Genomic DNA, 21,879 nt, shown 5'->3' with positions numbered 1-21,879 from the left:
GTTTTGCCCCGAGGCTCAGGCTTCCGGAAGAGGCCGGATCTTCGCGAGCACATCCTCTGTGTAAGGGATGCGGCCGTCCCAATGGTCGACGAGAACGGCGAGGTTGAGGAGAACCCACTTCCGCACCTGGACCAGTTCCGCCCTGGACAAGGTTCCGCTCAGATCCTCCACTGTCGGCCTGAGGGCGATGGTGACCCAGTCGGGGCCCGCCTTCGGCGTGCGCGACAGCTTGATGCGAATATCGTGCTGGGCACCGCCACGCTGGGAAATCCAGACAATGAAGGGCAGCCCGGTCCGCTCGGGACGCAGGTTCGCCATTTCAAAAGGCGCTTCTCTGAATTCGGTATCTGAAACGATGTCGCCGGTCGTCATTGTTCCAAGACTAGCATGCGCTCTACCACCCGAGCCAGCGTCACGAAGCCCGCAAGCCCCGCCACCCACCAGGCCTGCCACGCGCCATAGCCGACCATGGCAATGATGATCCCGGTCACCAGCGCGGCGGCGACGTAGGGGGAGAGCCAGGGTTTCAGCCCCGCGGCCAGCCATCCGGCGCGGGCCAGGAAGGCGGCCATCAGCAGGGCACCTATGGCGCCGAGCTCGACCCAAACCTGCAGCAGCATGTCGTGGGGATGGCTGTCGACGATGCCGGGCCTCAGCGCTTCGGCGAACAGGTCCAGCCGCTCGCCGCGCCCGATCCAGCCGGAGGCGTTGAAGCCCCAGCCGAGCACCGGCTTCATCGCCGCCGCCTCGGTGAAGGCCTGCCAGATGACCAGCCGCTCCTCCATATGCGCGCCCTTGAGGGCGTGCTCGACCGGGCCGGTGAGCAGCCGCGCGACGACATCTGCCATCAGCGGCTGAAAGGCCATGGCGGCCACCAGCGCCAGCGCCAGCACGGCCGCCCTGCCCTTCCAGGGCAGCGCCCAGACGAGCGCGGCGACAATGCCGAGCAGCAAGCCGAGCTTGGCCGACTCGCTCTCGCTCACCATCACGGCAGCGAGCACGACGACGAACAGCCCGCCCGCCGCCAGGCGCGCCCGGCGCCCCATCAGCAAAGCCAACACAGGCCAGACCCACAGCGAGAGAATGACGGCGGCCTGGTTGATCTTCGAGGCCCATTCGCGCGAGCCGATCAGCCGGCGCAGGGGCATGCCCATGCGCGTTTCCACGATCAGCAGCACGGCGCCGAGTGCCAGCATGCCGGCCATGACGGCGGCCGCGCGGCCGGCTTCGACCCTTGGCCCTGCCCACCAGGCAAAGCAGGCCAGCGCCACGAACAGCAGCACTTCGAAGCCGAAGACGCGCAACCCCGACCGGAAGTCCAGCGTCCAAGAGAGAGACACGGCGCCCAGCAGCAACAGTGCCGCCAGCAATGCGGCGAGAAGCCCGTCGAAGCGGTTTCCGCCGGAGGCCGGCCGCCCTGCCCCGAGCGCCATCAGCAGCATGCCGACGCCGGCCGTCAGCGGCACGGCGCGGTAGCTGAGCACGGCGACGGGCATGGCCGCGCAGAGCACGACGAGGCCGGCCAGCACGACCCCGGGGCGCTCGCGCCCGTACCAGGCCGACATGTTCATCGCTGCGCTCCGTCCCGTCCGCGCCGCAACGGGGTGGCCCGCGCCAGCGGTCAGGTCGATACAACCGCAGCTAGGCGCTGGGCAAGGGCGACAGCTTTTTTGCGTGGCACGGCCGCTCAGGACCCCAGTTCGGGCCGCTCGTCTTCATCGTCGTCCACCGCCGCCACCGGCACGGCGTAGACGCCGTTCAGCCAGCGCGACAGGTCGAGGTCGGCACATCGCTTCGAGCAGAATGGGCGGTATTGCAGTTGCACGGGCTTCCCGCACATCGGGCACTCGCCCGACATCACGGGGACGGCGTCGTTTGCCGCCTGCGGTATGGTCTTGTCGTTCTTCATCGGCCCTGTCCTTGCAGGCAGCGGCATATCGGGCGGCACCGGGCCGCAGGCAAGCGCGCCGCCCGGCGTGCCGTGCAGACCAGCTACACCGCATTCAGCCAGGAGAGGTGCACGGGATAGCCCTCACCGCCCAGCACCGAGAGCGTTTCATAGAGCGGCAGGCCCACCACGCTGGAATGCGACCCGACGAGCTTGGTGACGAAGGCGCCGGCCCTACCCTGGATGGCGTAGCCACCAGCCTTGCCGCGCCACTCGCCCGAGGCGAGGTACGCCTCGATGTCGCTGCGGGAGAGATGCTTGAAAGCGACCCGGGTCTCGACGAGGCGCTCCCGGAACCCTTCCTTCGGCGTCACGACGCAAAGGCCCGAATAGACCCGGTGGCCGCGGCCCGAAAGCAGGCGCAGGCATTGCGCGGCCTCGTCGACATGCTCGGGCTTGGGCAGGATGCGGTTGCCGCGGGCCACCACCGTGTCGGCGGCGACGATGAAGGCGCCGGCGAGTTCCGGACGCGTCTTCAGGACCTGCAGGGCCCGCTCGGCCTTCTCGCGCGCCAGCCGCCGTGCAAGCGCCTTGGGCCGCTCGCTCTTGAGAGGCTGCTCGTCGATGTCGCTCGGCAGCATGGCGTCGGGCTCGATGCCGATCTGCTGCAGCAGCGCCAGCCGCCGCGGCGACGCGGAGGCGAGCACAACCTTGGCGCGCCAGTCCTTGCCCTCGACTCCCACGTGACGCTCTCCGAAAGCTCCGGCTCCGCCTGTGCGGAGGGCCGCGGGAGGCCACCACCCGGCCGGAGCGCGCGGACCGTAGTCGAATCGCAGGGGCTTGTGAACCGGCGCGGCCGGAAAAGCTCGACACCATCCAGCCGCGGCCATATTCCTGATGCCGGGCTCGTCCACTGATCAGTGGACACTTTTCGGGCCAAACCACCGGAGTCTCAATGCAGAGCCTGCAATCTCGCGCCTTTGGCGCGTCCTTCGCCGCCTTCGAGGCCTCCGTCGCAGCAGCGGTGACGATCGCCGCCCGGGCTCCCATCATCGCGGGTCACGTCGCGGGCACCCGCTCAGGCCGCCCCGACGAAAGCCTGCGCATGGTGACGGAGAAGATGGAGGCCGCCGCCGAGGGCGTTATGGCGGCGCAGATGGCGATGTGGTCGCTGTGGGTGCAGATGGCGTTCGGCGGCGTTCGCGGCCCCACCGCGCTCGCACACGGCTTCGTGGACATTGCCGAAGCGGCGATCCGGCCCGCCCACCGGCGCGTGCGGGCCAATGCGAAGAGGCTGTCCGGCCGCTAGCCGGCCTCGCCGGAGGGAGATGGTTTCGCCGGCTTTTCCTCGATGGCCGGAGTGCTGCGCGACCGCGATGCATCGGCCCGCTCCAGGGAACGGTAGCGGCTCACGCCCCACGGGATGAGTGCGAGATAGACGAGTGTGATCGCGAGCAGCACCTGGAAAGTGTAGCTGAGCAGCAGTGCCACGAAGAGCGCCACCGCAAGCAGCAGCGGGATCACCCATTCGCGCGGCACCCGGCTGCCCAGCGTCTTCCCGGCATAGGTCGGTATGCGGCTCACCATCATGAAGGCGACGAACAGCACGTACACCGCCTCGAGGACCGACGCTCCGGCGGGAATGGGCAGGCCGACGAGGTGGAGGTAGACGGGCAGAAGTACCGTGAGCGCCCCAGCCGGCGCGGGAATGCCTGTGAAGAAATTCTTCTGCCAGTCCGGCCGCGATGGATCGTCCAGCATGACGTTGAAGCGGGCGAGGCGAAGCGCGCAGGCCATGGCGAAGACCAGCGCCACGATCCAGCCAATCGAGGTGATCTCGTGCAGCCCGAAAATGTAGAGCACCATCGCCGGCGCCACGCCGAAGCTGACGAAGTCGGCAAGCGAGTCGAGCTCCGCTCCGAAGCGCGACGTGCCCTTGAGGAGCCGCGCGAGCCGTCCGTCGAGGCCATCCAGCACGGCCGCAGCCAGGATGAAGAGCACGGCGCGGTCGAGCTTCTCGCTGCCGCCTTCGATGGCCAGGCGCATCGCCGTGAGGCCGGCGCACAGCGACAGGAGCGTCACGAGGTTCGGCAGCAGCACGCGAAGGGGAACGCCCTTGAAGCGGCGGCGGCGCGGTTCGTCTCCGGGATCAAAAGGCGGAAAAAGGTCGGTCATCTCGGTCCGTTTGGCGGCGGGAGCATAGAAGCTGCGCCGAAGCCTCACAAGGGAGAGGCCGGCCACGGCGGCGCACGGCCCAGACCGGCACGCTTACACGCGCGTTGTGAAGAACTGCTGAACCGCTTGTCCCACCACGCAAAACGGCCGGCGCGAGGCCGGCCGTCCGATGCGCTGGGAAGGACCGATCAGGGCTGCGTGGAGCCCGTTGTCGACGGGGTCGCGGGCGCTGCCGGCGCTGCAGGAGCCGGCGCGGCCGGCGCGTTCGTGGCGCCCTGGTTGGCGGAAGTCGCTGTCCCGGTGTCGGGGGTGCCGGGTTTGTCGACGCCGCGCCAGACGAAGAACACGACGGCCACGACCGCGAGAACACCGACGATCGCGCCGATCATTCCGGTGTTGCGCGAGCGGGGCGCGGTGGTCCGGATGCGGTCCGCCTCTGTGGTCGCCGTGGTGCCGACATAGGGGTCAGTCGTGCCGGTCGTGGTCGTGCGGCGGTTCGGATCGGCGGGGTCAAAGGTCATGGGGTCCTCCTGTCCGTAATGGTCCCGGTGTGTGGGAGGCCCAACGTCGGCAACAGGGGATCGTTCCGATTTGAACGGACGGCGCGCGGGATCTGAGGCCCGCCATTTTCTTGGAGAAGGAGCGAGGGTCTCCAGACCCGCTTCTCTAGAAAAATGAAAGACAGCGCGCCTGAAAACGTGCTGTTCAGCGCTCAGGGTTCCGCGCCGGACATGACGAGGCGGTAGGTGATCGAGTCGATCAGCGCCTGGAAAGACGCATCGATGATGTTGGCCGACACGCCAACGGTGGTCCAGCGGTCGCCGGTGCCGTCGCCACTCTCGATGAGCACGCGGGTCACGGCGTCCGATCCGCCCTGGAAGATGCGGACCTTGTAGTCCAGCAGCACGAGGTTGGTGATGTAGCGCTGGTACTTGCCGAGGTCCTTGCGCAAAGCGAGGTCCAGCGCATTCACCGGGCCGTTGCCTTCGGCCGCCGAGATCAGCACCTCGTTGCCGACCTTCACCTTGGCAATCGCCTCGGCGACGGTCACCAGTTCGCCCGCCGCGTTGTAGCGACGCTCGACATTGACCTTGAAGCGCTCGACCGAAAAGAACTCCGGAACCTGTCCCAGCACGCGCTTGGCGAGCAGGAAGAACGACGCGTCGGCCCCCTCATAGGCGTAGCCCATCGCCTCGCGGTCCTTGATCTCGTCGAGGAGGCGGGCGACACGCGGATCGTCGCGCTGGACGTCGATGCCGAGCCTTTCCAGCTCCGCCAGCACGTTCGAGCGGCCACCCTGGTCCGACACCAGGACGAGCCGCCGGTTACCGACGGTGTCGGGCGGCACGTGCTCATAGGTGCGGGGATCCTTGAGCACCGCGCTGGCATGGATGCCGGCCTTGGTTGCGAAGGCGGACGCGCCGACATAGGGCGCATGGCGGTTCGGCGCGCGATTGAGCAACTCGTCGAGGGCCCGGGACACAGCGGTGAGCGACTCCAGCCCGGCGGCATCTACCCCGATGGCGTATCGCGAGGCATAGTCCGGCTTGAGCATCAGAGTCGGGATCAGCGTCACCAGGTTGGCGTTGCCGCAACGCTCGCCGAGCCCGTTCAGCGTTCCCTGGATCTGCCGGGCGCCGGCCCGGACCGCCGCGAGCGAGTTCGCGACCGCCTGCCCGGTGTCGTCATGAGCGTGGATCCCGAGCCGGTCTCCCGGGATGCGTTTTGTGACCTCACCGACGATGCGCTCGACCTCGTGCGGGAGCGTGCCGCCATTGGTGTCGCAGAGGACGATCCAGCGCGCGCCCTGCTCGAAGGCGGCCAGGGCGCACGCGAGCGCGTAGTCGGGATTGGCCCTGTAGCCGTCGAAGAAATGCTCGCAGTCCAGCAGCACCTCCCGCCCGGCTTCGCGGGCGAGGGTAACGCTTTCGCGAATACCCTGGAGGTTCTCTTCCAGCGTCACTCCGAGCGCGACACGGACATGGTAGTCCCACGACTTGGCGACGAAGCAGATTGCGTCCGCACTGGCGTCGAGGAGCGACGCGATACCGGGGTCGTTGGCGGCGGAGCGCCCGGCCCGCTTCGTCATCCCGAAGGCGGTGAAGATCGCAGACCGCGTACGCCGGCTGCCGAACAGCTCGGTGTCGAGCGGATTGGCGCCGGGATACCCGCCCTCGACATAGTCGATGCCCAGCCTGTCCAGCAGCCCGGCAATGTGCAGCTTGTCGTCGAGCGAAAAATCGACACCCGTCGTCTGCGCCCCATCCCGCAGGGTTGTGTCGAAAAGATAGATGCGCTCGCGGGCGTCATAGGGTGCGGCGGACATGGTGGAACCCGGGGCCTTTCAGGCGAGGCCGTGGAGACGAAGGGCTGGCCTTGACGCGCTACGGCGGCTCGCGCCCGCACCAGCGAGAACGAAGGGACGGTGGAAGCTCGTCATCTCTTCACGTCCCACGCCGTGACGAGCTCGCCCGTGGCGGGATCCTTGCCGTCCATCAGTTGGATCCCCATGGCGACGAGTTCGTCGCGTATGCGGTCGGACTCGGAGAAGTTCTTGGCCTTGCGGGCGGCAATGCGCTCGGCGATCAAAGCCTCGACCCTGGCCGTGTCCACCGCAGTATCGACGCCCCGTGCCGTCGCGTCATGCCGGGCGATTTCGTCCGCCGTGGCCCGGAAGCCGAGGAAGTCGAGCGTCGCGGCGCGCACGGCGGCATCCTCGACCCTGTGCAGACGGGTGATGGCGGCGGCCGTGTTGAGGTCGTCCGCGAGCGCCGCCAGAACCTGACCGTCCGGAGCCGCCCCTGCCCCCTCCCCCGTCGCGCGCCAGGCGAGGAGTGTCGTCTCGGCCTCCTCCAGCGCACGGGCGGTGAAGTCGATCGGCTGCCGGTAGTGGGTGCGCAGCATGGCGAGGCGCAGCACGTCGCCATGCCATGCACGGCCGCCCATCTTCCCCGTCGCCAGGAGCTCGTGGATGGTGACGAAGTTGCCGAGGCTCTTCGACATCTTCTCGCCTTCCACCTGCAGGAAGCCGTTGTGCATCCAGACCTGTGCCATCACCGGTTTCCCGAAGGCGCAAGTCGACTGGGCCAGCTCGTTCTCGTGATGGGGAAACACGAGGTCGATGCCGCCGCCATGGACGTCGAATGTCTCTCCGAGGTGCTTCCAGCTCATGGCCGAGCACTCGATGTGCCAGCCGGGCCGCCCGGCCTCGGCAATGCCACAGGGAGACGGCCAGCCGGGCTCGCCGGGTTTCGACGGCTTCCACAGCACGAAGTCGGTCGCATCCCTCTTGTAGGGAGCAACGTCGACGCGGGCCCCCGCGATCATCTCGTCCAGGGAGCGGTTGGCGAGCGCGCCGTAGCGCGGAAGAACGCCATTGGCCGCATCCATGGCCGCGGGCGAGAACAGCACGTGCCCTTCTGCCACATAGGCGAAGCCGGAGGCGACGAGGCGCTCGATGATCACCTTCATTTCGGCGACGTGCTCGGTGGCGCGCGGCTCGACGTCGGGCGGAAGGCAACCCAGCGCGGCCACGTCGGAGTGGAATTGCGCGGCGGTAGCCTCCGTCACGCGCCGGATGCCCTCGTCCGGAGGCAGGTCCGGAAAATCGCGGGCAGCGCGGTCGTTGATCTTGTCGTCGACGTCCGTGATGTTGCGGACGTAGCGCACGTTCCCGGCCCCGTAGACGTGCCGGAGAAGACGGTTCAGCACGTCGAACACGATCACCGGCCTGGCATTGCCGATATGCGCGTAGTCGTAGACCGTCGGTCCACAGACATACATCCGCACCCGGGCCGGATCGAGCGGCTCGAACGTCTCCTTGCGGCGGGTCAGCGTGTTGTAGAGCTTCAGTTCCATGCGGGCGTCCACCTTGGCCTCTGGCCGGGGATACCGCTCCGTATGTCAGGAAACGACGGCTCCAGCCAGCAGCAACGCTAGCCGATAATGCTTCCGAAAAGTGGAAGGCGCGGGGTCGTCATGGGCAAGACCGTGCGCACAGCAGGGGTGACGCGTCAAGACGCGGTTCACCGTCCGCCGCGGAACGTTGGATCTCCTGGGAGGCAACGACGTTTGAGCAGGGTACCGGTGCCGGGCGTTGCACGAACGCCACGTGCGCCGGCACACCGCTGCGTGCCTGCTGAATCTTTAACCCGTTCGTTACGGATTGAGCCAAAAAGTCGCCCGACCTCTCCCGGACCGGAAAAGCCATGTTTCGTCGTCTCCTCGCCTCCGCCATCGTCGCCGCCGGATGCGTCACCGCTGCCGCCGCAGCGGAGACCGGCCGCTCCTTCGTCATCCCGGCCAATGACGGCTACGGGCTGGGCGAGTGCCTTGCGACGGGTGCCCCCTGCGGCCGGCTGGTCGCGGATGCCTGGTGCGAGGCACAGGGCCTCGGCAAGGCCGAGTCCTTCGGCCCCGCCGATGCGACGGACGTCACCGGTACGGTTCGTGTGACGCAGGCTGCCCAGCCGCAGCACCCGGCCCAGGCTTACGTTGTCACCTGCCACGAGTGAGCGGAAACACCTGACCGGCGCGACGCGAGGTCCGCCGGTCTGCATCGGCCGGTGACAACGGCCCGAGCGAGTTCGGAAATTACCCCTACTCGAGAAATTCCCCGCAGCGCGGAGCGTCGTTCGTCGCTCCCCAGGGCATGATCGGCACGGCCGACGTCGAGTTCTTGGGCGATCCGTCGATGATTTTGTCGGAGTAGGCGAGGTAGACCAGCACGTTGCGCTTGGCGTCGCAGCCGCGCACGATCTGCATCTTCTTGAAGAAAAGCGAGCGCGACTGGCGGAACGCGACGGCTCCCTGCTCGAACTTGCTCTTGATCTTGATCGGCCCGGTCTGGCGGCAGGCCAGCGACACGTCCGACACCTCCTCGGCAACGCCGATCATGCCCTTCACCCCGCCCCGCTCGGGAGCGGTGAAGAAGCACGACACGCCATCGACGTCGGGATCGTCCACGACGTAGGTGACGAGCTTGTCGTCCGGCGTGAGCATCTTCCACACCGTCGACTTCTTGAAGATCACCTCGGCATCCTGCGCGAGCGACGGCGCCGCGGCGAACATGGCGAAGGCGACGGCGAGGGCCGGGGCAACGATTCGGGATGCAAGACGCATGGAAGTCCTCCTGACGCGAGCGCATATGGTACTGGCCGCCTGCCATCGCCAGTGTTCCGGGCGGGATCCACCACTCCGGGTTGCCGGATTCAACGTTTGTTTGCGAAACGCTCGATTTCGACAATTCGGTTAAGCAGCGGCGAACGTTTGCACATGACAATTGCGTCAGGAGAGGCTTACCGACGGTTTCCCATGTGACCGCCGCCGCGAGCCGAGACGTCATCCCGACCGTAACCCAGAACGGGAAGCGGCCTGAACCGAGAGCGGACCGGACGCCAACCATGGCCAGCACATCCCCTGTCTTCCGCGACGGCGCAGCCGCGATGCCGGGCGGAGGTGCGCGAAATTCCGGCGACATCGCGGAGGGCCTGCGCCTTCTCGTCGTCGACGACGACCGCATCCAGCGCCTGCTGGTCGGTGAGGTCGGCCGCCGGGTCGGCTACGTCGTGGACGAGGCCGCCTCGGTCGAGGAGGCCGTTCAGCGCCTCGCCGAACAGACCTACTGCCGCGTCGTGGTCGACCTCTCGCTGGGCACCCAGGACGGCGTCGAGGTGATCCGCCGCATCGCCAGTTCGGGCCAGCGCCCGGCCATCCTCGTGATCTCCGGCTTCGACAGCCGCATCCGCGATGCCGCGATGCGCTTCGGTCAGTCGCTCGGCCTCGCTGCGCTGGGCGAACTGCGCAAGCCGCTGAACGTGGCCGACCTCAGGGCCGCCCTGTCTCAAAAGGTCGGAACGACGGAGATTTCCGACAAGCCATACGCCGCGAGCTCCGAGATCAAGCCGGAGCACCTGCGCACGGCACTCGCGATCGGCGAGGTCAGGCCGTTTTACCAGCCGAAAGTGAACCTGCGGACGGGCCGCATCGCCGGCGTCGAAGCGCTGGCGCGCTGGAGCAGTTCCCTGCACGGGGACGTGCCGCCCATCGTCTTCGTCGAGCTCGCCGACCGCTGGAACCTGGCCTTCGAGCTGACCACGACGATGCTCCGCAACTCGCTGAGCGACCTCGCCCGCTGGCGCGCCGCCGGCCATGAGATCGGCCTCGCCGTGAACGTGCCAGCCCATGCGCTGGGCGACCTCGACCTGCCGGACTTCATCGAGGACGAGATTGCCCGGGTCGGCGTGCCGCCGGGCTCGCTGACCATCGAGGTCACCGAGACGACCGCGATGTCGGACGCGGTTGCGAGCGGCGACGTGCTGACGCGGTTGCGCATCAAGGGCGTGCAGATCTCGCTCGACGATTTCGGGACGGGCTATTCCTCGCTGGCGTCGCTGCTGCGCATGCCGTTCAGCGAGCTCAAGATCGACCGCTCCTTCGTCCAGGCCTGCGACACCGATCCCTTTGCGTGGAAGATCGTCCGCGCCAGCCTGTCGCTGGCCCGCGAGTTTGGCATGAAGGCCGTCGCCGAGGGCATCGAAACGGCTTCGGTTGCCGACATGCTCCGCCAGGCCCAGTGCGACGAAGCCCAGGGCTATCTCTTCTCGCGCGCCGTGCCGATGGAGAAGCTTTTGGAAAAGCTCGACGCACAGGGCTGAGCCGCTGGCGCACGCGCGCCGGGCTCCATAGTTTGGTCGACATTGCCGACGAAGGATCGGTGTCCGGGTGAGTCGCCGGGCCAGCCCGGCACGAGCCCGGCCGGAGCCAAGGTTTCATGATCCCAGTTCGCTGGCGTGTCCTGCTCGCCGTCGCCGCATTCTGCGCCGGTGCAGGACAGGCTCTCGCGCAGTCGTCCTATTGCGAACGCCTGCGCGCCGATATCGCGTCACTCGACAGGTACGCGAATGCAGGGCGCAATCGCGCCGTCAACGACCAGATCGCCCGGCAGCGGGGCGAACTCGACCGTGCGGCTGCGCGGAGCCGCGCGCTGGGCTGCGGCCGGCAGGTCTTCCTGATCTTCGGCGATCCGCCCCCACCGGAATGCGCGGCGCTGGAAGCGCGGATCAACCGCATGGAAGCGGCTCTGGCCGAGCTCGATGCGCAGGCACAGCGCGGCGGCGGGCCGGGCCTCGACGCGCAGCGCGCCTCGCTCGTTGCCGCCTACGAATCCAACTGCTCCGCCGTGGACACGGCCCCCGCGCAGCGCAGTGCCACACGTCAGCCCGGTCTCCTCGAACGGCTCTTTGGTGGCGCGGCCGACGATCCGCCGCCCGTCGAGGAGGAACCTGCGCCCGTCGAGGAGCCCGTCGGGCCGGAGGGCGTCGGCGCGACGTTCAAGACGATCTGCGTTCGCAAGTGCGACGGCTACTACTTCCCGATCTCGCAGGTCTCGAATCGCGCGCGGATCGAGGAGGACACGGCCCTGTGCCAGGCATCGTGCCCCAATGCGGAAGTCGAGTTGTTCCTGCAGCCGCTCGGGCGAGAGGCGGATGCCTCGGTCTCTGCCTATGACGGAACCGCATACGCCTCGCTGCCCAATGCGTACCGCTACAGGAAGGCTGTCGACCAGTCCTGCACCTGCCGCCGTGACGGCCAGACCTGGGTGGAAGCTCTGGGGGAAGCCGAGCGCCTGATCGGCGAGCGCGGCGACGACATGATGGTCACCGAGGAGAAGTCGGCCGAGATGGCCAGACCTCTCGACCCACCGAAGCCGAAGCCGGCCAAGCCGCAGAAGGGCAAGCAGGCTGCCGCAGCGCAGGCCGCCGCTCCCAATGAGAGCGCAGCGCAGGCTGCCGCAGCGGCCGCGGCGCCGACGGCGGGAAACCAGTCGTCCGGCATAGGCGGGGGCGCCAAGGGTCCGGCGACGCTGCGGGTCGGAGAAGGCGAGACCCGGCAGGTCGTGCAACCCGACGGGTCGAAGAAGTCGGTTCGCATCGTCGCGCCGACGCTCGGGCCGGACATCGTGCCGCAATGACGTGGCGCGTCAGGCCGCGATGCCCGACAGCCGCGCCGTCGCACGGTCGCGCCCGATCAGCGGCAGCAGGCCGCGCAGTTCCGGGCCGTGCTCGAGCCCCGTCAGCGCCAGGCGAAGCGGCATGAAGAGGGTTCGTCCTTTCCGGCCGGTCGTGGCTTTCACCGCTTCGGTCCAGGTCCCCCACGTCGTCTGGTCCCACGCTCCGGCCGGAAGCTGATCCTTCGCGGCGGCGACAAAGTCGCGGTCCTCGATGACAGGCTCGACCGGCCCTTGCACCACGCGCCACCAGAGCGCGGCATCCTTGAGCATGGCGGCGTTGCCGCGGACGGCCAGCCAGAACTCCTCGCCGCCGTCGACGCCCATCGCGCTCAGCCGCGCAGAGACCGTCGCGAACTCCGCCTGGTGCAGGATGCGCGCGTTCAGCCCGGCAAGCTCAGCCTCGTCGAAGCGGGCAGGCGCGCGTGACAGGCGGGCGAGGTCGACGAGGCCCGCCAGCTCGGCGAGGTCGTGCACGGGCTGCACGGCATGGGCGGATCCAACCAGCACCGCCAGCGCCGCGACGGCAAGCGACTCGTAGCCCTGCTCGCGCAGTGCACCGACCGAGAGATGACCGAGCCGCTTCGACAGGCCCTCCCCCTCCACCGTGGTGAGCAGATTGTGGTGCCCGAAAGCGGGAACCGGGCCGCCGAGCGCCTCGGCGATCTGGATCTGAACGGCCGTATTTGTGACGTGGTCCTCGCCGCGCACCACGTGGGTGACGCCGAGGTCGAGGTCGTCCACCACCGAGGGAAGCGTGTAGAGGAAGCTTCCGTCAGCCCGCACGAGGACGGGATCGGAAAGCGAGGCGCAATCGATGTGACTTTCGCCGCGGACGAGGTCGTGCCAGGCCACGGCGCGGTGATCGAGCAGGAAGCGCCAGTGCGGCCGCCGCCCCTCGGCCTCCAGCCGCGCCCGGTCGGGCTCCGTCAGCTTCAGGGCGGCTCGGTCGTAGACGGGTGGAAGACCGCGCGCGGCCTGCAGCTTGCGGCGGCGCTCCAGTTCCTCTTCGGTCTCGTAGCAGGGGTAGAGCCTCCCCGCAGCACGCAGGCGTTCCGCCGCTGCGTCGTAGAGGGTCAGCCGCTCGGACTGGCGTACGGTCAGGTCTGGCGCGATGCCCAGCCACTCGACATCGTCGGCGATGGCCCGCTCGAACTCGGGCCTCGATCGCGCCTGGTCCGTATCGTCGAAGCGCAGGATGAAGGTGCCGCCCTCCCGCCGCGCGACGAGCGCGTTCAGGACCGCCGTCCTGGCATTGCCGATATGGATCTTTCCCGTTGGCGAAGGCGCGAAGCGCAGGACGGGAGCGGCGTGCGGTGCCGGTCGACTCTCTTGGGTCATGGCCCTTCTATCGCGCGGCCCCCCTCCTTTCGCAATGCCGGCCCGGCACCCGACGTAGACCGCCCATGATGCAAGTCATTCGGCTGCCCACGTTTGGGACGGATTGAGCATGACAGGCTTAACTCCCCGTTAGGGTTACTTCTTTACTTATCGAAGGGCAGAAGCGGCCGGCGTGCGGCCGCGTTCCAAGGGTTTTGAGCCATGCGCGCTTCCGCCGCTCTCGCCGTGCTGTCGCTGTCCGCCGCCCTTCCGATGGGCCCGGCCATGGCGGCCGACATGCTGCCTCCCGTGCCGACGCTGGAGGACGCGACGCATTCCGATTTTTCCTGGGAAGGCCTCTATGGCGGCATCCATGCCGGTGCAGGCACGGCCGACTTCACCAACCAGGACGATCTCGGGGGCCTCGTCAACCAGACCTGGAACCCGGTGGGGCTCACGGGGCTCGCCTCGGTGGCGTCCGTGGACAATTCGAGCTCCGACAACCAGGCGCTGATCGGCGCCTTTGTCGGCTATAACCGCACATTCGACGACGCGGTGGTTGGTGTCGAACTCGGCTACAATCACTGGTTCAGCAAGATGCAGGGCGACTCCACGAATGCGGGGGTCGCGACCAACAGCGCAGGCGGCGTCGTCAGCCGCCTGAACTGGTCCGCAGAGCAGACCTCGCGCCTCGGAGACTACCTCGATCTCAGGGTGCGCGGCGGCTGGGCGTGGGACCGGGTGCTGTTCTACGGGACGCTCGGCGTCGTGGTGGCCAACCAAAAGGTCGCCACGTCCTACCAGGGCGATGCCACCATCACCACCGCAGGTGTCCTGACCGCCTCGTACTCGCCGTCGCCCGCCTACATCTCCAACAGCGGCTGGAATTACGGCTTCTCCGCCGGCCTCGGCGTCGACGTCGCCTTCCTCGACAATGTCTTCGCCCGCGCCGAGTACGAGTACATCGGCATGGCCGACTTCAAGGGCACCAGCGTCTCTGCCCACATCGGCCGGGTCGGCATCGGCATCAAGTACTGACCCGAAGCGGATCAACGAAAAAGGGCGGCCACCGGGGCCGCCCTTTTTGGTTTCCAGGCCAGCTACCGCCTACTCCGCCGCTTCCACCGCCGGGCGGCCCCGGGCGAGGCGTTCCTTCTTGAGGAGTTCGGCGACGAGGAACGCGATTTCCAGCGCCTGCTCGGCGTTGAGGCGCGGGTCGCAATGCGTGTGGTAGCGGTCGTGCAGGTCGGCATCCGAGATGGCCCGGGCGCCGCCCGTGCATTCGGTGACGTTCTTGCCCGTCATCTCCAGGTGCACGCCGCCGGCATGCGTCCCTTCCGCCGCGTGGACGGCGAAGAAGTCCCGCACCTCGCCGACGATCTGGTCGAAGGGCCGCGTTTTGTAGCCGGACCCCGCCTTCACCGTGTTGCCGTGCATCGGATCACACGACCAAACGACGGTGCGGCCCTCGCGCTTCACCGCACGCACCAGCCCGGGCAGGTAGTCGCCCACCTTGTCGGCGCCGAAGCGCGCGATGAGGGTGAGGCGGCCAGGCTCGTCCGACGGGTTGAGGAGGTCGATGAGCCGGATCAACTCGTCAGGCTTCAGCGACGGCCCGCACTTCAGGCCGATCGGGTTGCGGATGCCCCGGCAGTACTCGACATGGGCATGGTCGGGCTGGCGCGTGCGGTCGCCGATCCAGATCATGTGGCCGGAAGTGGCGTACCAGTCACCCGACGTGGAATCGACGCGGGTGAGCGACTGCTCGTAGCCGAGCAGAAGCGCCTCGTGCGAGGTGTAGAAGTCCGTCGCGCGCAGCTCCGGATGCGCCTCGGGATCGAGCCCGATCGCGCGCATGAAGTCGAGCGTCTCGGTGATGCGCTCCGCCAACTCCGTGTAACGGCCGGACTGCGGGCTGTCCTTGACGAAGCCCAGCATCCAGCGATGCGCGTTTTCGAGATTGGCATAGCCGCCGGTGGCGAAGGCGCGCAGCAGGTTCAGCGTCGCCGCCGACTGGCGGTACGCATCCAGCTGGCGCTGCGGATCGGGCATCCGCGCCTCCGGCGTGAACTCGATGCCGTTGATGATGTCGCCGCGGTAGGACGGCAGCTCGATGTCGCCGATCTTCTCGGTCGGGCCCGAGCGCGGCTTGGCGAACTGGCCCGCGACGCGGCCCACCTTCACGACAGGCGAGGAGCCGGCGAAGGTCAGCACCACCGCCATCTGCAGGAACAGGCGAAAGAAGTCGCGAATGTTGTCGGCCGAGTGCTCGGCGAACGATTCCGCGCAGTCTCCGCCCTGCAGGAGGAAGGCTTCGCCGGCCGCGACCTTGCCCAACGTCCGCTTGAGCTTGCGCGCCTCGCCTGCAAAAACGAGCGGCGGAAACCCGGCGAGCTGCCCCTCGACCGCGGCAAGGGCCGACGGATCAAGGTAGTCGGGCACCTGCTGGATGGGCTTGTCTCTCCAGCTCGACGGCGTCCAGCGCTCGCTCATGGTCTCTTCCCCTTCGCCCGCGACGGCGGACGAGCAGTTTACAGCAAGGCGCGCCTTATAACGAATGGCCGTGCCCGAGGAAAGCGCCACGCCGCAGCCTGTCGCACCAGCGTTGCGTTTGCGGCTGGATCGCATCGTCACTTTTTTCCAAGACGGTCGCCGCGGTTCGGCTAGTGTCCGGCGCATGAACGTGGTCACCCAGCGAGAGACACTCGGCCTGAGCCCGCTCGGAAACACCGAGAGGGCGCGGTTCTTCGTGTCGCCTCAGCATGGCGACCTCGAATGCCTGAGCGCGACCTTCCGCACGCATGTCTATGCGCCGCACGCGCACGAGACCTACGTTGTCGGCACCGTGGTCGAAGGGTGCGAAACCTTCGTCTGCCGGGGTGCACGCCACTATGTGGGGCCGGACGACCTCACCTTCGTGAATCCGCTCGAGATGCATGACGGCGAGCCCTACGAGGGCGGATACAGCTATCGCATGACCTATCCCGGCCCGGCGCTGATGGCCGAGGCCGCGCTGGAGGCAACGGGTCGGCCAACCCTGCCGAGCTTCCGGGCGCCGTGTGTCCGCGACCCCGAGGGCGTCGCGCTGTTCCTGTCGGCGCACCGTGCTCTGGAGCAGGACGAGGACCGGCTGCTCGGCGAGGAGACGCTCCTGCGCGCCATGGCGCTCCTCGTCAGCCGGCATGGTGACCTGCCCTTTCGGCCGCTCGGCCGGGAGACCGGACCGGTGGCGAGGGCACGGGCACTGATCGATTCGCGCTACGACGAGAGCCTCTCGCTGGAGGACCTCGCCCGGGCAGCGGGCCTGCCCCGGCATCTCCTGATCCGGGCCTTCCGCAAGGAGACCGGGACGACGCCGCATTCCTATCTCGTCAACCGCCGCACGCTTGCCGCGAGGGCCCTCCTGCGCGCCGGCACCAGCCCGGCCGACGCGGCCTTCGCCGTCGGCTTCTTCGACCAGAGCCACCTGACACGGGCCTTCAAGGCACGCCACGGCGTGACCCCGGGAGCCTACAGGGCGGCCTTCCAGCACTGAAGGTCCCGCAATCATGTCCCGCTGGCCGGAAGCCCGCGACGGGCTGCGCGACATCGCGCCCGCCCTCATCGCCTGCATCCCCATTGGCCTTCTCTACGGCGCCCTCGCCTCGGCCAAGGGGCTGAGCGTGGCCGAGACGGCCCTCATGTCCGCCTTCGTCTTTGCCGGAGGCGCACAGTTCGCGGCCGTCGAGATCTGGCGCACGCCGGCCCCTGTCCTCGTGCTCGCCTTCTCGACCCTTCTCATCAATCTCCGGCTCGTCCTGATGAGCGCGTCACTTGCGCCGAGGACGGGAAGCTGGAGGCCGTGGCAGAGGGCGCTGGGCTTCTACGTGCTCGCGGACGAGAACTGGGCCATGGCCGAGCGGCGGGCGGGGCAGCGCACCCTCACCCCGTCCTACTTCTTCGGCGCCATCGTGCCCTTCTATCTCGCCTGGCTCGTCACCTCGACCGCCGGTGCGATTGCCGGGAGCTTCCTGGGTGACCCCAGGCGGATCGGCGCGGACTTCGCCTTCACGGCCCTTTTCATTGGCCTCGTCGCGGGCTTCTGGAAGGGGCGGGCCACCGCGGTCACGGTGGTGGCCAGCGCCATCGCGTCGGCCGGCACGTACTTTCTCTTCGGCCCGCCCTGGCATGTCGCGGCCGGCGCGACTGCCGGAATCGCGGCTGCCTACCTTGCCGACGTCCGTCCGGCGGAACTGGCCGAGGTGCGAACATGAGCGCGCTGTCTGTCGATCCCATGACGGCGCTGGCCATCGCCGCAATGGCGGCCGTGACCTATGCCACACGCATCGCCGGCGTGTTCCTGGTCGGGCGCGTCGCCCTGGAAGGAAGGGCGAAGGCTGCCTTCGAGGCCATCCCCGCGGCCGTCCTCGTGGCGGTGGTGGCTCCCGTCATGCTGGCGACCGGCTGGGCGGAGACCATCGCCGCCGCCGTCACCATCCTCGCCGCGGCTCGCCTGCCGCTGCTGGCAGTGGTCGCGGTCGGCGTCGTGTCCGTGGTTCTGCTGCGCATGGCCGGGGTTTAGCTTGGAGCGCGGGTCTTCAGACCCGCATCCGGCCGGTTCGAAACAGCGCGTCTGAAGACGCGCGCTCCACTGCTCTCACCCGACAGGCCGCGTGGCCTGGTCGAGCCACACCAGCGTCTCGCCGGTCACCTGCGGCCCGACGATGGCGCGGACCTCGGCGTGGTAGGCGTCCAGCCAGGCCTTTTCCTCCGCCGTCAAGAGGGCGGGCTCAACGAGAGCGAGGTCGATCGGCGCGAAGCTCAGCGTCTCGAAGCCGTACATCTCCCGCACGGCCCCGGGGATGTCGCGCTTCTCGACCAGGATCAGGTTCTCGATTCGGATCCCCCACGCGCCTGCCTTGTAGTAACCCGGCTCGTTGGAGAGGATCATGCCGGGCTCCAGCGGAGTGGTTCCCAGCTTGGAAATGCGCTGCGGGCCCTCATGCACCGACAGGTAGCTGCCGACGCCGTGGCCCGTGCCGTGGTCGAAGTCGAGACCGGCCTCCCACAGGGGCCGCCGGGCGAAGCTGTCGAGTTGCGCGCCCCAGGTGCCCTTCGGGAACACCGCCGTGGAGATCGCGATGTGCCCCTTCAGCACGCGGGTGAAGCGGTCGCGCATCTCGGGCGTCGGCTCGCCCACTGCAACGGTGCGGGTGATGTCGGTGGTGCCGTCCTCGTACTGGCCGCCGGAATCAATCAGGAAGATGCCGGGATCGAGCCTGCGGTCGGAGCCGCGCGACACCCGGTAGTGCGGCAGCGCGGCGTTCGGCCCGGCGCCCGCGATGCTGGGGAAGCTGACGTCCTTCAGCGCGCCCGTCGCCCTGCGGCACTCCTCCAGCTTCTCCGCGGCCGCAATCTCGGTGACGGACCCCTTCGGCGCCTCGCGTGCCAGCCAGGCCAGGAAAGCCGCCATTGCGACGGCGTCCCGCCGGTGGGCGGCACGGGTGCCCTCGATCTCGGTGACGTTCTTGGCGGCCTTCATCAGGGCGACGGGGTCGACGCCCACATCCGCCGTTCCGCCCGCCTTCTCGACTAGCGTCACGAGGCGCTGCGCCGCCGTCGCCTGGTCGAACCGCACCTTCCGGCCAGCCTTGCCGAGCGCCGCAAGCGCCGTGTCGAGCGCGGCAGGCTCGGCGATCTCAGCCATGCCGGCGAGTTCAGAGCGCACGGCGTTGGAGAGCTTGCGGCCGTCGATGAAGATCTCCGGCCGACCCTCGCGCGGCACGACGGCGTAGCCCAGCGGCAGCGGCGTATGGGAGACGTCTCCCCCACGCACATTAAAAATCCACGCCAGCGCGTGCGGATCGGAAACGACCAGGGCGTCGTCGCCCAGCGAGCCGAGCTTCTCCCCGATGCGGCGGAGCTTCGCGGCGGTGTCCTCGCCCGCCTTGTCGAGTGCGTGCAGAACGACGGGAGCGAGCGGCACGGGCGGGCGCCCCTCCCACACCGAATCGATCGGGTTGCCGTCGAGCGGCACGAGCGTGGCGCCCGCCTTGGCGCAGGCGCGCTCGAGCTTCTTCACGGCGTCGGGCGTGTGCAGGTTGGGATCGTAGCCCAGCCGGTCGCCCTTCTTCAGGTGCAGTTCCAGCCAGGTCTCCGGCGGGGTCTCGATCAGGTGCTCCGGCGTGAAGGCCCCGGCATCGACCTGCTCGCGAACCTGGACCGTATAGCGCCCGTCCACGAACACGGCCGCCTTGTCCATCAGCGCGATGGCAGTGCCCCAGGACCCGGTGAAGCCGGTGAGCCAGGCGAGCCTTTCGGCGCAGGGCGGGACGTATTCGTTCTGGTGCTCGTCGGCGCGCGGCACGACGAAGCCCTGCACGCCCCGGCGCTTCAACTCGACCCGCAGCAGCGCGAGCCGGGGCGCGCCCTTCGTGCGGTCGGAAATTTCGTCGAAGCTCTGGAACACGGCGTTTGCCATCGGAGGCGCTCCGGTGCGATGGATGCGGGTCAGCGGAAAAGGCGGCGCGGCGAGGCACCGCCCCGGCGCAGCAGCAGCGTCGCCCAGCCGTCCAGGCCGAGGCGACGGGCCAGCGTCAGGCCCTGGGCGCGATAGGCGGCGAGCACGGCGGGCACGTCCGACATCTGCAGGCCGGACAGCACGATGTCCGCATCGTCCGATGCCGCCCTCGCGATGGAGGGGGCAAGCCGCACCAGCGGGCGGGCGAGGATGTTGGCAAACACCAGGTCATAGGCACCGTCAGCGCGCAGGCCGGGATGCTCGAGGCCCCTCGCCGTCACCGGCCGCACCCACGCTCCGGCGCGATTGTGGCGGGCATTGGCGAGGGCAGCCTCCGTGGCCACCGGATCGATATCCCCTGCCCTTACCGGCCGGCGCAGCGCCCGCGCGGCAGCGATGGCGAGGACGCCGGTGCCCGTGCCGACATCGAGGACGTGCCGGGGCCGCCTCTGCTTCAGGACGCCATCCAGCATCAGCAGGCAGCCACGCGTCGTGCCGTGGTGGCCGGTGCCGAAAGCGAGCGCCGCCTCGATCTCGATAGCGATGGCATTGAGAGGCACGCGGTCCCGGTCGTGCGATCCATGGACGAGGAAGCGGCCCGCGGGCACGGGAGCGAGCCCCTCCAGCGAGGCGCGCACCCAGTCCTTCTCGCCGATCGCGTCGAACCGGACGGCCTCTGCCGCCGCGGGACCTGCGGATGCCGCCACGAGCGCGCGGATCTCGTCCTCGTCCGGCGGCCAGGAGAAATAGACCTCGACCTCCCAGGCCAGGGTCTGCTCGTTCTCGAAGGCGGCCGCGGCCGTTTCGGCGGGGTCGAACATCTCCACCACGACGTCCGCCACGCGGCGTGCCGTCAGCTCGTCCGTGACGAGTCGCATGAGGTGGGTGGGGTTGTGAGGAGGCGTCCCTTCGAGCATGGGCCCCTCCTACACGATGGCGCGGCACCGGGCTACGGGCGGCGGTGCGGGCCCGCTGGCCGCTGCGACAGCGCAGACTGGTGAAGACTCAGCCCAGGCCGACGCCCTTCATGGCGCGGCTGATCCAGGAGCCCGCGTCTTCGCGCGGCTCGAGGCCCTTGCTCTGCAGGAGCGCGTAGGTGTCCTTGTACCATTGACTGTCGGGGAAGTTGTGCCCGAGCACCGCGCCGGCCGTCTGCGCCTCGTTGACGATCCCGAGGGCCATGTAGGCCTCGGCAAGGCGGGCCAGCGCCTCCTCGATCTGGTTGGTGGTCTGGTACTGGCTGACCACGGTGCGGAAGCGGTTGATCGCGGCCGTGTAGTTGCGCTGCTTCAGGTAGTAGCGGCCAACGGTCATTTCCTTGCCGGCCAACTGGTCCTTGACGACCTGGATCTTGAAGCGCGAATCCTCGGCGTACTCCGACTGCGGCCAGCGCTGGACGATCTCCTGGAAGGAGAGCAGCGCCTTCTCTGTGCGTTCCTGGTCGCGCGTCACGTCGGGGATCAGGGCGTAGTAGGAGGATGCCACCATGTAGGCGGCATAGGCCGCGTCCGGCGCGGTGGGATAGAGCGACAGGTAGCGCTTCCCGTTGACGACCGCATCGTCGTACTCGCGGCCCGTATAGGCCGCGTAGGTCTGCATGATCAGGGCCTTCTTCGACCACTGGGAGAAGGGATACTGGCGGTCGAGATCCGCGAATTTCTTGGCGGCGCCGTCGTAGTCGCCCTTGTTCACCAGGGCGAGGCCCTGGTTGTAGAGCGTGTCCGCGGGCACCTCAGGGGTAATCTGAGGCGTGTACTTTTCCGTCTTGTCGAACGGATTGAAGTTCTGGATCGTGTCGCACGCGGCCAGTGGCGCGAGAAGCGCGAGCACCAGGAAGGGCCGGACCACGGAAAAGCCGGCGCAGGGGCGGGCGGCTGCAATCGATCTGACGTCAATGCGCATGGACCGGGAAACCCTCGGATGGTCGGCTGCGGATCGCTGACACGACCACGCTCGCGGCGACTGTTTACCGCAAGCCGGACCGCGCCG

General features: G+C 68.4%; 22 protein-coding genes. 8 read left to right on the top strand and 14 right to left on the bottom strand.

What is annotated here, in order from left to right; all coding sequences use genetic code 11:
* Nucleotides 1-15: 15 nt before the first annotated feature.
* The 4 genes from AC5JCN_RS03125 to AC5JCN_RS03110 all read right to left on the bottom strand — a co-directional run bounded on the left by AC5JCN_RS03125 (nt 16) and on the right by AC5JCN_RS03110 (nt 2,631).
* Complete coding sequence (locus tag AC5JCN_RS03125; RefSeq protein WP_495753541.1) at nt 16-372, bottom strand: hypothetical protein; 357 nt, start codon at nt 370-372, stop codon at nt 16-18.
* Complete coding sequence (locus AC5JCN_RS03120; RefSeq protein WP_495753540.1) at nt 369-1,571, bottom strand: O-antigen ligase family protein; 1,203 nt, start codon at nt 1,569-1,571, stop codon at nt 369-371. Before AC5JCN_RS03120 ends, AC5JCN_RS03125 begins: the two co-directional genes overlap by 4 nt.
* Before the next feature lie 116 nt (nt 1,572-1,687).
* Complete coding sequence (locus AC5JCN_RS03115; RefSeq protein WP_495753539.1) at nt 1,688-1,909, bottom strand: DNA gyrase inhibitor YacG; 222 nt, start codon at nt 1,907-1,909, stop codon at nt 1,688-1,690.
* A gap of 83 nt (nt 1,910-1,992) precedes the next feature.
* On the bottom strand, nt 1,993-2,631 hold the full coding sequence (locus AC5JCN_RS03110) for a Maf-like protein (RefSeq protein ID WP_495753538.1): 639 nt from the start codon (nt 2,629-2,631) through the stop codon (nt 1,993-1,995).
* Between the two features lie 212 nt (nt 2,632-2,843).
* Here AC5JCN_RS03110 and AC5JCN_RS03105 point away from each other — a divergent pair, with 212 nt between their 5' ends.
* Nucleotides 2,844-3,197, top strand: a complete 354-nt coding sequence (locus tag AC5JCN_RS03105; RefSeq protein WP_495753537.1) for a hypothetical protein — start codon at nt 2,844-2,846, stop codon at nt 3,195-3,197.
* Here the strand turns inward: AC5JCN_RS03105 and pssA are convergent.
* The 4 genes from pssA to cysS all read right to left on the bottom strand — a co-directional run bounded on the left by pssA (nt 3,194) and on the right by cysS (nt 7,921).
* Nucleotides 3,194-4,063, bottom strand: a complete 870-nt coding sequence (gene pssA / locus AC5JCN_RS03100) for a CDP-diacylglycerol--serine O-phosphatidyltransferase (RefSeq protein ID WP_495753536.1) — start codon at nt 4,061-4,063, stop codon at nt 3,194-3,196. The two genes, AC5JCN_RS03105 and pssA, sit on opposite strands and share 4 nt — an antisense overlap.
* A gap of 188 nt (nt 4,064-4,251) precedes the next feature.
* Entirely contained in the window at nt 4,252-4,584 is a 333-nt protein-coding gene (locus tag AC5JCN_RS03095; protein WP_495753535.1) for a hypothetical protein, read from the bottom strand.
* 191 nt (nt 4,585-4,775) lie between these two features.
* On the bottom strand, nt 4,776-6,389 hold the full coding sequence (gene cimA / locus AC5JCN_RS03090) for a citramalate synthase (protein WP_495753534.1): 1,614 nt from the start codon (nt 6,387-6,389) through the stop codon (nt 4,776-4,778).
* A 110-nt stretch (nt 6,390-6,499) separates the two neighbouring features.
* Nucleotides 6,500-7,921, bottom strand: coding sequence for a cysteine--tRNA ligase (cysS, locus tag AC5JCN_RS03085; protein WP_495753533.1), 1,422 nt, complete (start codon nt 7,919-7,921; stop codon nt 6,500-6,502).
* A gap of 350 nt (nt 7,922-8,271) precedes the next feature.
* Between cysS and AC5JCN_RS03080 the strand changes: the two genes are divergently transcribed.
* Nucleotides 8,272-8,577, top strand: coding sequence for a hypothetical protein (locus AC5JCN_RS03080; protein ID WP_495753532.1), 306 nt, complete (start codon nt 8,272-8,274; stop codon nt 8,575-8,577).
* Nucleotides 8,578-8,662: 85 nt separating this feature from the next.
* On the opposite strand, the gene AC5JCN_RS03075 is transcribed toward AC5JCN_RS03080, so the two are convergent.
* Nucleotides 8,663-9,184 carry a CreA family protein gene (locus AC5JCN_RS03075; RefSeq protein ID WP_495753531.1) on the bottom strand — a complete coding sequence of 174 codons (522 nt, stop codon included), beginning with the start codon at nt 9,182-9,184 and terminating at the stop codon, nt 8,663-8,665.
* Nucleotides 9,185-9,465: 281 nt separating this feature from the next.
* Here AC5JCN_RS03075 and AC5JCN_RS03070 point away from each other — a divergent pair, with 281 nt between their 5' ends.
* Together AC5JCN_RS03070 and AC5JCN_RS03065 are read left to right on the top strand one after the other, a co-directional pair.
* Nucleotides 9,466-10,719, top strand: coding sequence for an EAL domain-containing response regulator (locus tag AC5JCN_RS03070; RefSeq protein ID WP_495753530.1), 1,254 nt, complete (start codon nt 9,466-9,468; stop codon nt 10,717-10,719).
* A gap of 116 nt (nt 10,720-10,835) precedes the next feature.
* Entirely contained in the window at nt 10,836-12,035 is a 1,200-nt protein-coding gene (locus AC5JCN_RS03065; RefSeq protein WP_495753529.1) for a DUF2865 domain-containing protein, read from the top strand.
* A 9-nt stretch (nt 12,036-12,044) separates the two neighbouring features.
* Here the strand turns inward: AC5JCN_RS03065 and gltX are convergent, their stop codons facing one another.
* The gene (gene gltX / locus AC5JCN_RS03060) at nt 12,045-13,412 is read right to left on the bottom strand and encodes a glutamate--tRNA ligase (RefSeq protein ID WP_495753528.1); all 1,368 of its coding nucleotides are present in this window, start codon (nt 13,410-13,412) and stop codon (nt 12,045-12,047) included.
* A gap of 201 nt (nt 13,413-13,613) precedes the next feature.
* Between gltX and AC5JCN_RS03055 the strand changes: the two genes are divergently transcribed.
* Nucleotides 13,614-14,429, top strand: coding sequence for an outer membrane protein (locus AC5JCN_RS03055; RefSeq protein ID WP_495753527.1), 816 nt, complete (start codon nt 13,614-13,616; stop codon nt 14,427-14,429).
* Between the two features lie 69 nt (nt 14,430-14,498).
* Here the strand turns inward: AC5JCN_RS03055 and AC5JCN_RS03050 are convergent, their stop codons facing one another.
* The gene (locus AC5JCN_RS03050) at nt 14,499-15,884 is read right to left on the bottom strand and encodes a class II 3-deoxy-7-phosphoheptulonate synthase (RefSeq protein ID WP_495753526.1); all 1,386 of its coding nucleotides are present in this window, start codon (nt 15,882-15,884) and stop codon (nt 14,499-14,501) included.
* Between the two features lie 184 nt (nt 15,885-16,068).
* On the opposite strand from AC5JCN_RS03050, the gene AC5JCN_RS03045 reads away from it, so the two are divergent.
* Genes AC5JCN_RS03045 through AC5JCN_RS03035 form a run of 3 tightly spaced genes read left to right on the top strand, consistent with a single transcriptional unit; the run spans nt 16,069 to nt 17,952 of the window.
* Nucleotides 16,069-16,926 carry an AraC family transcriptional regulator gene (locus AC5JCN_RS03045; RefSeq protein ID WP_495753525.1) on the top strand — a complete coding sequence of 286 codons (858 nt, stop codon included), beginning with the start codon at nt 16,069-16,071 and terminating at the stop codon, nt 16,924-16,926.
* A 13-nt stretch (nt 16,927-16,939) separates the two neighbouring features.
* Nucleotides 16,940-17,644, top strand: coding sequence for an AzlC family ABC transporter permease (locus tag AC5JCN_RS03040; RefSeq protein ID WP_495753524.1), 705 nt, complete (start codon nt 16,940-16,942; stop codon nt 17,642-17,644).
* On the top strand, nt 17,641-17,952 hold the full coding sequence (locus AC5JCN_RS03035; protein WP_495753523.1) for an AzlD domain-containing protein: 312 nt from the start codon (nt 17,641-17,643) through the stop codon (nt 17,950-17,952). The genes AC5JCN_RS03040 and AC5JCN_RS03035 overlap by 4 nt, the downstream gene beginning before the upstream one ends.
* Before the next feature lie 75 nt (nt 17,953-18,027).
* Here the strand turns inward: AC5JCN_RS03035 and AC5JCN_RS03030 are convergent, their stop codons facing one another.
* From AC5JCN_RS03030 to AC5JCN_RS03020, 3 genes are all read right to left on the bottom strand, one after another.
* Nucleotides 18,028-19,851 carry an aminopeptidase P family protein gene (locus tag AC5JCN_RS03030; RefSeq protein ID WP_495753522.1) on the bottom strand — a complete coding sequence of 608 codons (1,824 nt, stop codon included), beginning with the start codon at nt 19,849-19,851 and terminating at the stop codon, nt 18,028-18,030.
* 29 nt (nt 19,852-19,880) lie between these two features.
* Nucleotides 19,881-20,807 carry a 50S ribosomal protein L11 methyltransferase gene (locus AC5JCN_RS03025; protein ID WP_495753521.1) on the bottom strand — a complete coding sequence of 309 codons (927 nt, stop codon included), beginning with the start codon at nt 20,805-20,807 and terminating at the stop codon, nt 19,881-19,883.
* An 88-nt stretch (nt 20,808-20,895) separates the two neighbouring features.
* Nucleotides 20,896-21,792 (bottom strand): outer membrane protein assembly factor BamD, encoded by an 897-nt coding sequence (locus AC5JCN_RS03020; RefSeq protein WP_495753520.1) that lies wholly within the window; start codon nt 21,790-21,792, stop codon nt 20,896-20,898.
* Nucleotides 21,793-21,879: the final 87 nt, after the last annotated feature.

The sequence above is a fragment of the Alsobacter sp. genome (assembly GCF_059501845.1).
The sequence above is the reverse complement of the archived record's forward strand: the minus strand, read 5'-3'. Positions and strand labels throughout refer to the sequence as shown.